Here is a 13,118-nt window from a genome sequence, read left to right on the forward strand (position 1 = left end):
TGGATCGTTGATCATCAGGGATGCGAACCACCGCTTTGCCGCCATGGCAAAAGTGAACTTGGCCCGTTGTTGGAGCATCATCTGGTGCAACAGTGACGAAGATTTTGAGATCGCACAAAGGGGCGCTTCAGCTTGGTAAACTCTGGTCGCCGATCATCGCCGTCTGGCGATACGCGCTCAGGGTCCCCATGGCCGATTGATCACTTGGGCTCGGACGTTTCTACCGGTGGGCGTTCCCGCAGGACCCTGGCGGGGGTGCCCGCGACGATGGACCAGCCGGGCATCGGATCATTCACCACGGACCCCGCGGCCACCACCGTGCCTGCCCCGATATGGGCGCCGTCGCGCAGGACGGAATGGGTGCCGATCCAGATATTGCCCTCCAGCGTAATCCCCTGGGCGCGGTCTTCGCGTAGGGAGCGGTTGATGGGCACGTCCACCCGCTCCGGATCATAATTGCCGCCGCCCACGACGTAACAATAGGCGCTGATCAGCGTGTCGGGGCCGATCAGAACACGGGTCGAGGAAAAGACCTCGGCATTGAAACCGATATTCGCCCGTTCCCCCAGTTCAATCGTCCCATTCTTGCAGCTGAGGATCGAGTTGCGCCCGATGAAGCAGTCATTGGCGATGAGGATGCCTTCATTCGTCTCGCCCTTGGCATCCATCATCACGTTGTCATCGACGATCACCCCGTCCCCAAAGGTGATCTTGTGCGGATGCCGGAACGAGACATTGCGCCCAAACACAACGCCCCGCCCCACGCGGCCCAGGATCAGCGGGTAAAGCTTGCCGCGGAGCACCAACCCCAACGCGCCCGGCATGGAACAGACCAGCAGCATGATCAGCTCATACTTGATCAGCGCCCAGACGGAGCGGGAGCCAATCACCATATCCTGGTATTTCTGCATGGCCGAGGTTTTGCGGCCCGCGACCTCATCCTGCACCTTATAGCTGATCTCACCCGAAGATTTTGCCTGATCTGTCAATGCCTTGTCATCCATCCGCTTTTTCCAAATCCTGTGGTGCCGGCGCCCGCCGCTCGGCCAAATACAACACACCACCCACCAGGGAGGCGAACAAAAGCTGCCCCCGCAAGACCAGTGCGATAGCCAGCCCCTGTTCCAATTCCGCGCCGATGGGCAGCAGCAGTACCGAATAGGCCCATTCCCAAACGCCGATACTGCCCGGCGTGGTCGGCAGCGCGGCGATGACCAGAATGATCGGTGTGACGGCGCAAAGCCCGATAAAGCTGACCTCGATCCCCAGCACGCGGGCTGCCACATAGACATTGACGACGGTTAACGCGTGGTAGCCAAAGGAATAAAGCAGCGACAGACCGACCACCCGGGGCGCGCCCCAAAAGGTCTGCATCGCGGCGCGCATCTGGCTGAGCTTGGCAACGACCTTGCCCACCAGCGGTACCCGGACCAAACCCGTCTCAAGCGGCCCAACCAGGCGCTGCGGGGCCCAGATCAGCGCCATCAGCACGACGCAACCTACCCCAAGGATCGTCAGGGATCCGGTCACCAAAACATCACCATGGATCGCCGGTGTCGCCACGAAACCGATGAAGGCCAGCGCCACCAAGGTGACAAGGCCGGTCAGACGCTCCAATACCACAGCGGCCAAGGATTCGGTCTGCGACCCGATGCGCTTGCCCACCAGGTACGACCGCGCAGCATCCCCACCCAGGCTGCTGGGCAGGAAGTTGTTAAAGAAATAGCCAACCGTGTAGAACCGCATCAGCGGTGCCAGACCAACACGGATATCCCGGTAATTCAGCAGCAATTGCCATTTGATGCAGCTCGCCCAGACCAGGGGGATGGGCATCAACAGGACCAGTGCGACGCCGATCAGATCAAGCTGCGACAGAACCTGCAAGGTTTGCTGCAACACATCGCCCTGCATCAAAAGAACGGCGATCAAGGCAAAGCCCAACAAAAGCTTGGCCGCAAAAAACAGCTGTGACTTGGTCATTAAAATACCTTCTACCGAAGGTGGTTTACCACAGCCGGCAGGACGGAAAAAGAGAGATACAGATCGCGCAACGCTGTGTCCCCCCGACTGCTACAGCCGATGCGCCCCGAAATTGCGAGTCAGATCGTGGCGGATCGCGTGGTGATGTTCCGGCTGATTACGCAAGGTCGCGAACTCGATCAGGAAGGTCTCGCCATGGAGGCGGTAATACATGGAGGCATCGCGTTCGTTGGGCCCGGCCCAACCAAACCGCACGGCTGTCAGATCCTCCCCCGCAATCCGGGCCGCCTGCCCTTCGGCCAGCGTACCGGGCAGATGATCGACAGTATAAACATCCAGCAGGCGCCGGGCGATATCCATCTGTACCGCAGGCAGATCCCCAAGGGGCACACCCGCCGGGGCACTTATGCGACCTTCATTGCCTGCCGTTGTCAGAATGTTGCCAAATGACCGCTCCTCCAACAACGCGACACTTTTGTTGACCGCATTCAGGTCAGTGTAAAGTGCGCGGCCCAGGCTTTCTTCATCTGGCAATACGACCAGCCCGCGATGGGGGCCGGAGGGCACGGTATTGGGCTCCGACGAAAAGGACGACGGCGTGACCGAAATCACTTCCTCCCCGATCAACGTATAGGTGAGCGACAGGTGATGCCCCTCCCACCGCCAGGCCCATGGCGTATCGGCAGTAGGCGTGCCAAAGATCATCAGCGAAAACCGCTCCCGATTGCGATCTGCGCTGCCTTTGCTCCACTCATCGCGCAGGATGTCCTGCTGCAGCATGATGTTGAGCGCGGTCTGAAACCCTTCGGTGCTCAGCCCCGTCGCCAGCACCTCCAACGCGCCATCCTTTTGCGCCGCCGTCATCTGTTCCAGCCGGATGCCAGGCGCGGGTTGGGAGCCGTACATGAACGTCCAGGCCAATCGCTGCGGGTCATCGAAATCAAACATCGCGGCGGCGCGCTGGGTATCGGACAGGCTGCTCAGCCAGCTTTCCGCCCGGCTGCACATATCGGTGCCGATCCCGGCGGCCCGCCCGATCCGGGGCCAAGCCGTGGCAGTTGCAGTGGCGGCAGCCCCCGCCAGCACAACGCGGCGTGTGGGGCGGGGCATGAATCGGTCCGTCATCGCATCCTCATGGCCTGAAATCTGAATTGGTGGCGCCATAATACCGTGCCCGCGCCACAGGGGAAAGGCGCGGGCACCGTCTTCTTGCTCACATCGGGTTGATGCCCGATTGCGGTCTTACTCGTCGGCTTCGGGGGCCTCTGCCCCGCGGCCACCATCGCGCCGGTCATCGGCATTCAACACACCATCGCCGTTGCGGTCCCACCGATTGACGAGGCGGGCAAATTCCTCCTCGAACTCCGCCGCTGTCACTGCACCATCTCCGTCGTCATCATGGGCCTGAAACCTGTCCACCATGCGGTCGCGCATGACACTCAGCCACAGTGCCTCATATTCGGTCAGGTCAAGCGAACCATCCTGGTTGGCGTCAAATTCAGCCAATTGCGCCTGCCGTGTCTCGGTGATCTCTTCCTGGGTGACGCCACCATCGGCATTGCTATCGAAGGTTTCCAACAACCGTTCCAACCGGGCGCGAACGCGACGCTCCCCCTGCCGTCCTCCATGGCGGTGATCACCGCCCCGGAATTGCGCGCGTTCCACCCGTTCGACGCCTTGTGTGTCACCGAAAGCCGGTCGGGGGGATTGGGCCAATGCAGCTGCCGCCGTCAGGGTGACAGCAACGGAAACGATCAACGCGGTCTTGTAGGTCAACATTTTCATAACAGATCCTTCGTCCAGAGGGCCTGGCCACCGAAGAGAACCGGCGCCGCAGGCATTTACCCTCCTCAAACGCGGGCCCCACCCACTTCCGTCGAAATAGCACCCAACAAAAAGCCGCCCCCAAAAGGGCGGCTTTCCAAGGGATGGTGGGCGGGGCGTCTTGGCGCAGCCAAGAGCGTCCGCCCCTATCCCGTCACTCGTCGTCCAACGCGTCGACAGCCGCCTTCAACGCGTCCTTGTCGGTTTCCTTGTCCTCGATCTTGGCCAGTTCAAAGATGAAATCGACAACCTTGTCCTCAAAGATCGGCGCGCGCATCTGCTGCTGCATCTGCGGGTTCTGCTGCACGAACTCAAAGAACTGACGCTCCTGACCGGGATATTGACGCGCCTGATTCATCACCGCCTGGGTCATCTCGGCATCGCTCACCTCGACATTGTTCTTGTTGCCCAGCTCAGCCAGCAACAGGCCAAGGCGGACCCGACGCTCGGCCAGGGACCTATGTTCATCCGTCGCTTCGATCTCGGGGTGATCATGTCCCTCAACCTCGGGGTTTTCTTCATGCCACAGCTGGTGCGCGATCTGTCCAGCTTCCGCATCCACCAGGCTGGGCGGCAGGTCAAAGCTAACCTTCTCATCCAGCGTATCCAGCAAGGCCCGCTTCATGATCGCGCGCGCCGCACCGGTATATTCCGCTTCCAGCCGCTCCCCGATCTGGGTCTTCAGCGCCTCCAGATCATCGGCGCCAAATTTCTTGGCCAACTCATCGTCGATCTCAGCCGCCGCAGGTTCCTTGACCTCCTTGATGGTGCAATCGAACACCGCCAGTTTGCCCGCCAGATGCTCGGCCTGATATTCCTCTGGAAAGGTCACCTCGACCGACTTTTCCTCACCGGCCTTCACACCGACCAGTTGCTCTTCAAAACCCGGGATGAATTGCCCCGATCCCAGCTCCAGCGGGAAATCCTCGGCCGTGCCACCTTCAAATGCCTCGCCATCGACCTTGCCAACAAAATCCATGACAACCTGATCGCCGTCCTTGGCCTTGGTACCCTTCTTGCGCTCCTTGAAGTTCTTGGCCTGACCCGCCAATTCATCCAGCGCCTCGGTCACGGAGGCCTCGTCGGACTTCACCACCAGACGCTCTAACGCGATATCGCCCAGTTCGATCTCCGGGATATCGGGCAGCGCCTCGTAGGACATGTCGACCTCGACATCGTCGCCCTCTTTCCAGTTCTCGCCCTTCATCTCGACCTTGGGCTGCATCGCCGGGCGGTCGCCGGTTTCCTCAAAATGGCTGCTCATCGCGCCATCGACGGCTTCCTGCATCGCCTCGCCCAACAGCCGGGGACCGAACTGCTTTTTCAACAGCGCCAGGGGGACCTTGCCCTTGCGAAACCCCTTCATCTCGACCTCGGGCTGCGCCTCGGTCAGCTTTTCGGTGACCTTGGCCTCCAGCTCTGCTGCGGTGATGGTGATCTGGTAGCCGCGCTTCAGGCCGTCATTCAGGGTCTCGGAAACCTGCATCGGTATCCCCTTCGTTTATTGTTTATGGTGCGGGTGAAGGGACTTGAACCCCCACGCCTTGCGGCGCCAGAACCTAAATCTGGTGCGTCTACCAATTCCGCCACACCCGCATGATGCATGAGGGGCAGTCAAAGACTGCCCCGAAGTCGGCGCTTCCTAGCAAAGGGTGCGCCCGGATGCGAGAGCAAAAACGCACCCCAAGGCCCGTTTCACGCCATGTTTGCAAGAATTCGATCCGTGTCACAGGCCCAAGGCCCGAAAAATCTTTGGCAGCTCTTCCGGCAGATCTTCGGCAATCAATCCCGGCCCAAACGCGCGGGCACATTCCACATGCAGCCACGCCGCCATTTCGACCGCATTGTCGACCCCACGCGCCAACAGACCGGTAATGAACCCGGCCAGCACATCGCCTGATCCGGCGGTGGCCAGCCAAGGGGCCGCGCGATCATAAAGGGCGGCGTTGATCACGCAGCGCCCACCCGGTTCTGCGATCACCGTATCGGGCCCCTTGAACAGCACGGTGCAACCAGCCCGCTTTGCCGCCTCCCGCGTTGCATCGACCTTGGAATAGGCGGGGCCCTTGGTGGCGGGGGCGGACAGTTTTTCGGCGATGTCAGGGAAGAGCCGCGCGAACTCGCCCGCATGGGGCGTCAGCACACATCCGCTGTGGAGCGCCGCAAACAGACCGGGGGCAGCGGCAATCAAAGTCAGCGCATCGGCATCAAGCACAGTGCTGCGATCAGCGGCCAAGGTAACCCGCACCACATCAGCCTCCCGCGCGCCGGTGCCGAGGCCAGGGCCAAGACACAGCGCATTGATCCGCGGATCTGAGAGGATCTCTTCAAGCGCAGCTGCGTCCCGGATGCTTTTGAGCATGACGGCATCCAACCGCGCCGCATTCTCCTGCAAAGCCGCCGGAGGACAGCCCACCGTCACCAGCCCGGCCCCGATCCGCAGCGCACCGCGTGCCGCCAATCGCGCAGCACCCCCCTTCCCCACACCACCCGACAGGATCAGCGCATGACCATGGCTGTATTTGTGTTGGCCACCCATCTTGTTGAGGGCAAAGCCAGTATAGTCCGAAATGAAAAAATCAGCACGCGAGAGCAGATCAACCGTGACGCCCTCAACATCGTCCCGCCTCCGCAAACCGATATCTTTGACACTCAGCTGAGCACAATCGTAGGCCCATGAACCAAGGTAATGTCCGCGTTTCGGCAAGTGGAACGTCACGACCAAGCGCGTGTTGAAGCATCCATGGCCTCCCGTCGGCTGACCCGTATCCGCAGAGATCCCGGTGGGAATATCGATGCTCACCCCGGTGTCCCAGCAGATATCCAACCATGCAAGGCGCAGGACCTCTTCAAGATCCTTGGGCAAGGGACGGTTCAAACCAGTCCCAAACAACGCGTCAATATAGAGTGTCCGTTGGCCAAAGCGGGGATCGGGACGGCCATCTTGTGTCACACCTTCCGCGGCCGAGGCACGGTCGATCGCAGCATCCAAAGCACCCTTGGTCAGCTGGGTCACAGTCCCCAAATTGCGCCAGGTGCCGTGATTGGCACGCGCATCCGCGGGCAGGCTGTCGGGGTCGCCGTAAAGGAAGACTTCGACCTCCCAGCCCTGCTGATGCAGCAGGCGCGCGACCACAAAACCGTCACCGCCATTGTTGCCGGGGCCGCACAGCACCACCGCGCGGTGGTTGGTTTTTGCCAGGTCGGGCCAGTGTTCCAAGATGGCCTCGACCACCCCGCGACCCGCGCGCTCCATCAGTTCGAGGCCGGTGACCTCGCCCGCGGTGATGGCGGCCTGTTCGATGGCGCGCATCTGCGCGGCGGTCAAAAGTGTGGTCATCCGGTGGCTCCAGCGATGAACCACCATGATATTTCACCGTCAGACGGGCTACCAGCCCTTGGGCAGCGGATCGACCGCAAGAAAGGCGCGCATCCCGCGGGCCTGTTCGGTATCCATGATCGGCAACAGTGCCCGGACCCCGAAAAAGCCATAGCCACGGCCCGCCTGGATAAAGGCCCAATCCTCAATCTGGCTCCGGTCGAACAGAACCTGATCACCGTGGTGCAAACCCTCTAACCCCACCGGTTCATTGGCCAGTCGGCCCTGGTAGCGCGCCAAAGCAACCCGCTGGAAGCCCGACACCCAGATCCGCTCAACCACGCCATCACGCTCCAACGCGACCTGAACCGTGGCCGATTGCCATTTGCCCGATTGCGTGCGCGCCGCGGTCAGAAACGTATCCAGCGTGCGGCGCGCGGCCTGGCGCGCCTGGGTCATCGCTGTGTCATTGACCGCACGCTCGACCACATTGTTGCTGACATGGGTACCCTTCAACTCGGCCTCTGCCGTGCTGGCCATGCCCATGCCGATCCCTGCGATCAGGCCCATCGCGGTAAACCCGCCCGCCAGACCGGCGGTTCCGTGCCATGCTGCCATATCCTGTCTCCTTTCCTACATTCACCTGCATCGGAAGCTCAAGCGAGCATGGTGGCGAAAGCATGGCCGCGACAGGACCTTTCAGCGGATGACCATGGGACCAAAGTCGACCTGCCCGGCCCATCCACGCCGCTTGACCGGATTTTGGGCAAACTCGCCCATCCGTCGGGCAATCCGCGAATGACCGGTCAACTGGTGCCGTGACGAAAAGCCGACTCGGTGACACAAGGCACATCAAAGACAACCATGCCGTGGGGTTAAGGCCGCATGGCAAGCCGTTGCCAAACAATGAATATGGCGCGCATTTGGGCATAAGTCCTGAAAACGACCAGAACTGATCTCCATCTACGATTCAATACAGTTCATAAATTAAACATATCGCATAAAAATTAAGCCGCACTCAGAATTACCCCAATCCTCGAAACACTCCGTTCCCTGCGACCGATTGTTCCCTCGGCGCGATCATGGTCCACCAAAGCCCTGATCACATCTGCAAGGAGTCGAGCGGCCATGAAAAAGATTGAAGCGATCATCAAGCCGTTCAAGCTGGATGATGTGAAGGAGGCGCTTCAGGAAATTGGCGTTCAAGGTTTGAGCGTCATAGAGGTCAAGGGTTTCGGTCGCCAGAAAGGGCATACCGAACTCTATCGCGGCGCCGAATATGTGGTCGACTTTCTGCCCAAGGTAAAGATCGAGGTCGTGCTGGCCGATGATCAACTCGACGGCGCGGTGGATGCGATCATCAAAGCCGCAAAGACCGACAAGATCGGCGATGGCAAGATCTTTGTCAGCGATGTCAGCCAGGCCATCCGGATACGCACCGGTGAAGATGGCGAAGACGCGCTGTAACCCAACACCAACAACGATACAAACGAAGGAGATAGGGAAGTGAGCAAGGCTGACGTTCTCAAGACGATCAAGGATGAGGAAGTCGATTACGTCGACATCCGTTTCACGGATCCGCGCGGCAAGCTGCAGCACGTGACGGTCATGTCGGACCAGGTGGACGAGGATTTCCTGGATGACGGTTTCATGTTCGACGGCTCGTCCATTGCTGGCTGGAAATCGATCGATCAATCTGACATGAAGCTGATGCCCGATACGGCCAGCGCCTATATGGATCCGTTCTATGCGGAAAAGACGATGTGCGTGCATTGCTCCATCGTTGAGCCGGACACCGGGGAAGCCTATGAGCGTGACCCGCGCAGCACCGCCGAAAAGGCAGAAGCTTACCTGAAATCCTCTGGCATCGGTGACACGGCATATTTCGGGCCCGAAGCCGAGTTTTTCCTGTTCGACGATGTCCGCGTCTCGGTCGAGATGAACAAGGTCAGTTACGAGGTGGATGCCCAGGACGCCTCCTGGAATACCGATACCGAGTTCGAGATGGGCAATATGGGCCACCGCCCCGGCGTCAAGGGGGGCTATTTCCCCGTGAACCCGGTCGATGATGCCACGGATCTACGCTCCGAGATGCTCAGCACCATGAAGCGCATGGGCATGAAGGTCGACAAGCACCACCACGAGGTGGCGAGTTGTCAGCACGAATTGGGCCTGATCTTCGATAGCCTCGTCACCCAGGCCGATGAGCTGCAGAAGTACAAATATGTCATCCACAACGTCGCCCACGCCTATGGCAAGTCGGCGACATTCATGCCCAAGCCCATCGCAGGCGATAACGGCACAGGCATGCATGTGAACATGTCGATCTGGAAAGACGGCGCTCCGCTGTTTGCAGGAGACAAATACGCCGACCTGTCGGACGAGGCCCTGTTCTATATTGGTGGCATACTCAAGCATGCCAAGGCGCTGAATGCCTTCACCAATCCCGCGACCAACAGCTACAAGCGCCTGATCCCGGGTTTCGAGGCGCCGGTGTTGCGCGCCTATTCGGCGCGCAACCGGTCGGGCTGCGTGCGGATCCCGTGGGCGGAGAGCCCCAAGGCCAAGCGGGTCGAGGCACGGTTCCCCGATCCGTCTGCCAACCCCTATCTGTGTTTCTCTGCCTTGCTGATGGCCGGTCTGGACGGCATCCAGAACAAGATCCATCCAGGCGAAGCCATGGACAAGGATCTCTACGATCTGCCGCCCGAAGAGCTGGAAGGCATCCCGACGGTCTGCGCCAGCCTGCGCGAAGCCATGGAAGAGTTGGAAGCCGATATGGACTTCCTGCTCGCAGGCGATGTCTTCACCCGCGACCAGATCGAAGGCTACATGGATCTGAAATGGGAAGAGATCTACGCCTACGAACACACCCCGCACCCGATGGAGTTCAAGCTGTACTACAGCTGCTGAACCCACAGCAGGTCAAAGACCAAACTCTCAAAAAAAGGGCGCCCAACCGGGTGCCCTTTTCATATCGGGCGGTTGAACCCGCAACTGCGCTTTGGTGTCGAACATGGACTATACAAGTTGCGAAACATGGTGGAGCGTTGCTTCAACAAGCTGAAGAACGCCCGCCGCATCGCTACCCGCTACGACAAAACCGCAGAAAGCTACCTCGGATTTATCGACGTAACGTCTATCCGGCTTTGGATGCGCCATTTGTCAACATGGCCTATACTTAGACCCGAAAGAAACTATCGAAATACGTTCTTTGCGCGGTCCGACCTGCATTTGGCAGCAATGACGTTCCAGTTGCACTCATCCTCAGATTTGTATTCCATCTTGCTAAATGATTGACCCAGATACCTCATCTTTGTTGCCTCAGAAGCATCGCGCCTTTTTGAAGCGGTGTTTGTCGATTGATTTAGAAGTCAATCCAAAGACGGCGCGGATCTTTGCGTTTGCGGCGGTTCCATTCGACCAAAGCCGATCAATTGTCTCAAAAGGGGAACGGATTGAAGCAGGGTTTGATCGCTTGGAACAGGCGCTTAACGGCATTGAACACCCAATCGGCCACAACCTCCTGCAACACGACATGACGCATCTTTTGGCGCGACGACCACGCCTGGCGCGGACAATACAGGCACCGATTGATACACTTTGGCTGAACCCGCTCGCCTTTCCGCGCAATCCATATCACCATTTGGTCAAGCACTACCATGACGGGCGATTGCAGGCAGGTCACCTGAATGATCCAGAGCTTGATGCAAAGCTGGTCTTTCAGGTTTTGGCGAACCAGTTGGAGGCCTTTGATCAACTCAACCGAGACACCCCCGATGCGGTGTTGGCTTATCACTGGCTCACAACGCTTGGGGATCTATTGCCCGGATTTGACGCCGTGTTCAGTCACGTCAGAGGAATTGAGAGGCCAACGCAGCCGGAAGCGTTTACGGCCATCCGCCGTCTCGTCAGGAGCAAGGTTTGCGAGAAACGTCTTGAGCAGGTTCTAAGTCGTCTGGATCGCGCAAACATAGGTTGGTCAATGGCCTATGCGTTGTCTTGGATCTCAGTCTCAGGTGGCGACTCCGTTATGCCGCCATGGGTTCGCGCCAAATTCAAGGAAGCGTCTCTGATCCTACGGCATCTCCGCGATACCTCTTGCAAGGATCCGAACTGCAAGTGGTGCGCCGAGCAAAATGATCCGGTTGCAGCACTCCAAAGGTGGTTTGGATTCGATGCATTCAGACCACAACCACAAGATCCCAGCGGGCATTCGCTGCAGGAACGCATCGTCGATGAGGCCATGGGCGGGAACAGTGTTTTAGGTATCCTGCCAACAGGCACTGGTAAATCCGTTTGCTATCAGATCCCGGCGTTAACGAAGTTTGATAAGACGGGTGCCCTGTCCGTGGTTATATCACCCCTTGTGGCGCTCATGTCTGACCAGGTGCAAGGCATGGAGCGCGCCGGCATCTCGTCATCGGTGACGGTCAATGGCATGATGTCCATGCCGGAACGTCAGGATGCACTGGAGAAAGTCCGTATGGGCGATGCATCCATCCTGATTATCTCCCCGGAGCAGCTCCGCAGCACCTCCATACGCACCACGCTAAAACAACGTGAAATCGGCCTGTGGGTTCTTGATGAAGCCCATTGCGTCTCAAAATGGGGCATGATTTCAGGCCCGACTACCGCTATGTCTCGCGTTTCGTAAAAGAGTTCTCTGGCGATGCGCCTACACCCATTCTTTGCTTGACCGCCACGGCGAAGCCTGAGGTCGTACGCGATATCTCTGAGCATTTCAAAAGCCGTGTGGGCGCCGATCTGATTCTATTGGATGGCGGCGCAGCCCGCCACAACCTTGCATTTGATGTGCGCCCAACACGAAGAGAAACAAAGCTGGGTGACGTCTATGATGTGATTTCAGAAATGCTGCCGCAGGATGGGCGGTCGGGCGCTGTCGTTTATTGTTCCAGTCGAAAATCAACGGAACGTGTCGCGGCGTTCCTTGCCCATCAGGGGATGGAAGCGGCGCATTTCCATGCTGGGCTGAGCCCCGACGAGAAGAAGGACATCCAAGAGAAATTTCGTGTCGGAGAGTTGCGCGTCATCGCGGCGACCAACGCTTTCGGCATGGGGATCGACAAGCAGGATATTCGTCTTGTGGTCCATTGTGATATTCCCGGATCGCTCGAAAACTACCTGCAAGAGGCTGGGCGCGCCGGGCGAGACCGAGAGGATGCAAATTGCGTTCTTCTTTACGCGGTCGATGACGTGGAGCGGCAATTCCAACTGTCGGCCCGGTCGCGACTTACACGTCATGAGATTGGCGCAATCCTGAAGGCGATCCGGCGGATTGATGAACGCACGGGAAAGACCGGAAAAGTCGTGGCGACCTCCGGGGAAATCGTCTTGGAAGAAAAGGAACGGGATTTCCAACGTGACAGCACAACTGATGACACGCGGGTGAAAACGGCGGTGTCTTGGCTAGAAGAGGCGAGGCTGCTTTCACGGGAAGAAAACCGCGTCCAAGTTTATCCGTCATCGCTCACGCTCAGCACGGTTGCTGAGGCAAAGCGGAAGCTGAATGGGTCTCAGGTCACAGAGACCAGGCGCAAGGCTTTATTGGCTATTGTCCAGCATTTGATCGATGCGCCCGCTGCCGAAGGGATTTCCACCGATCAACTTTGTGGGGTCAGCGGCCTATGGCCCAAAGACCTGAACAAGGCGATGGCAGACCTGGAAACCTTCGGGATCGCCCGCAACGACATGCCCGTCACGATATTCGTACATGTCGGCGTTGAAGGGCATTCCTCTGCACGTTTTGCCGCTGCCGCGGCGCTCGAAAAGAGCTTGATCGGTGTCATGCGTGAAGCTGCGCCCGATACGGGGCAGTCCGATGTTGTTTCATTACACTTATCTGAGATGTTGACCTGCTCCCCTGAAATGTCCGGTGTTTTTGGTTAGCCTGTTCTCCAAGAAGGAGACAGATGATGAAGAGAAGCCGTTTCAGTGAAGAACAGATAATCGGGATATTGAAAGAACATCAGGC

9 protein-coding genes, 1 tRNA gene and 2 pseudogenes are annotated in these 13,118 nt (G+C 58.8%); 4 read left to right on the forward strand and 8 right to left on the reverse strand.

Translation table 11 applies throughout. The annotated features are described in order from the left end of the window. Window positions 1–200: 200 nt before the first annotated feature. The 8 genes from IU397_RS10735 to IU397_RS10770 form a co-directional block, all read right to left on the reverse strand. On the reverse strand, window positions 201–1,004 hold the full coding sequence (locus IU397_RS10735; RefSeq protein WP_204413293.1) for an acyltransferase: 804 nt from the start codon (window positions 1,002–1,004) through the stop codon (window positions 201–203). After that, window positions 997–1,980: a lysylphosphatidylglycerol synthase transmembrane domain-containing protein gene (locus IU397_RS10740; protein WP_204413294.1), complete on the reverse strand. Its 984-nt coding sequence runs from the start codon at window positions 1,978–1,980 to the stop codon at window positions 997–999. Before IU397_RS10740 ends, IU397_RS10735 begins: the two co-directional genes overlap by 8 nt. Window positions 1,981–2,070: 90 nt before the next feature. Beyond that, window positions 2,071–3,090, reverse strand: a complete 1,020-nt coding sequence (locus tag IU397_RS10745; protein ID WP_204413295.1) for a DUF3500 domain-containing protein — start codon at window positions 3,088–3,090, stop codon at window positions 2,071–2,073. A gap of 132 nt (window positions 3,091–3,222) precedes the next feature. After that, window positions 3,223–3,765: an EF-hand domain-containing protein gene (locus IU397_RS10750; protein WP_204413296.1), complete on the reverse strand. Its 543-nt coding sequence runs from the start codon at window positions 3,763–3,765 to the stop codon at window positions 3,223–3,225. A gap of 193 nt (window positions 3,766–3,958) precedes the next feature. Then, window positions 3,959–5,290 (reverse strand): trigger factor, encoded by a 1,332-nt coding sequence (gene tig, locus IU397_RS10755; RefSeq protein ID WP_204413298.1) that lies wholly within the window; start codon window positions 5,288–5,290, stop codon window positions 3,959–3,961. Window positions 5,291–5,315: 25 nt separating this feature from the next. Further along, window positions 5,316–5,400, reverse strand: a tRNA-Leu gene (locus IU397_RS10760). Window positions 5,401–5,530: 130 nt separating this feature from the next. Next, window positions 5,531–7,144: an NAD(P)H-hydrate dehydratase gene (locus IU397_RS10765; RefSeq protein WP_204413300.1), complete on the reverse strand. Its 1,614-nt coding sequence runs from the start codon at window positions 7,142–7,144 to the stop codon at window positions 5,531–5,533. 48 nt (window positions 7,145–7,192) lie between these two features. Further along, window positions 7,193–7,741: a DUF2314 domain-containing protein gene (locus IU397_RS10770; protein ID WP_204413302.1), complete on the reverse strand. Its 549-nt coding sequence runs from the start codon at window positions 7,739–7,741 to the stop codon at window positions 7,193–7,195. Window positions 7,742–8,251: 510 nt separating this feature from the next. On the opposite strand from IU397_RS10770, the gene IU397_RS10775 reads away from it, so the two are divergent. The 4 genes and pseudogenes from IU397_RS10775 to IU397_RS10790 form a co-directional block, all read left to right on the forward strand. Then, window positions 8,252–8,590, forward strand: coding sequence for a P-II family nitrogen regulator (locus tag IU397_RS10775; protein WP_204413304.1), 339 nt, complete (start codon window positions 8,252–8,254; stop codon window positions 8,588–8,590). 39 nt (window positions 8,591–8,629) lie between these two features. Next, window positions 8,630–10,036 carry a type I glutamate--ammonia ligase gene (gene glnA / locus IU397_RS10780; RefSeq protein ID WP_204413313.1) on the forward strand — a complete coding sequence of 469 codons (1,407 nt, stop codon included), beginning with the start codon at window positions 8,630–8,632 and terminating at the stop codon, window positions 10,034–10,036. A 102-nt stretch (window positions 10,037–10,138) separates the two neighbouring features. After that, window positions 10,139–10,294: pseudogene (locus IU397_RS10785) on the forward strand (transposase); the annotation flags it as partial. A 121-nt stretch (window positions 10,295–10,415) separates the two neighbouring features. Then, a pseudogene (locus IU397_RS10790) lies at window positions 10,416–12,994 on the forward strand (ATP-dependent DNA helicase RecQ); the annotation flags it as partial. Window positions 12,995–13,118: the final 124 nt, after the last annotated feature.

The organism is Actibacterium sp. 188UL27-1 (assembly GCF_016901225.1).
GTDB lineage: Bacteria > Pseudomonadota > Alphaproteobacteria > Rhodobacterales > Rhodobacteraceae > 188UL27-1.

Excerpts from the sequence above, each read along its gene's own strand:
- IU397_RS10735 (WP_204413293.1), bottom strand. The coding sequence starts at position 1,004 with ATGGATGACAAGGCATTGACAGATCAGGCAAAATCTTCGGGTGAGATC.
- IU397_RS10740 (WP_204413294.1), bottom strand. The coding sequence starts at position 1,980 with ATGACCAAGTCACAGCTGTTTTTTGCGGCCAAGCTTTTGTTGGGCTTT.
- IU397_RS10745 (WP_204413295.1), bottom strand. The coding sequence starts at position 3,090 with ATGCCCCGCCCCACACGCCGCGTTGTGCTGGCGGGGGCTGCCGCCACT.
- IU397_RS10750 (WP_204413296.1), bottom strand. The coding sequence starts at position 3,765 with ATGAAAATGTTGACCTACAAGACCGCGTTGATCGTTTCCGTTGCTGTC.
- tig (WP_204413298.1), bottom strand. The coding sequence starts at position 5,290 with ATGCAGGTTTCCGAGACCCTGAATGACGGCCTGAAGCGCGGCTACCAG.
- IU397_RS10765 (WP_204413300.1), bottom strand. The coding sequence starts at position 7,144 with ATGACCACACTTTTGACCGCCGCGCAGATGCGCGCCATCGAACAGGCC.
- IU397_RS10770 (WP_204413302.1), bottom strand. The coding sequence starts at position 7,741 with ATGGCAGCATGGCACGGAACCGCCGGTCTGGCGGGCGGGTTTACCGCG.
- IU397_RS10775 (WP_204413304.1), top strand. The coding sequence starts at position 8,252 with ATGAAAAAGATTGAAGCGATCATCAAGCCGTTCAAGCTGGATGATGTG.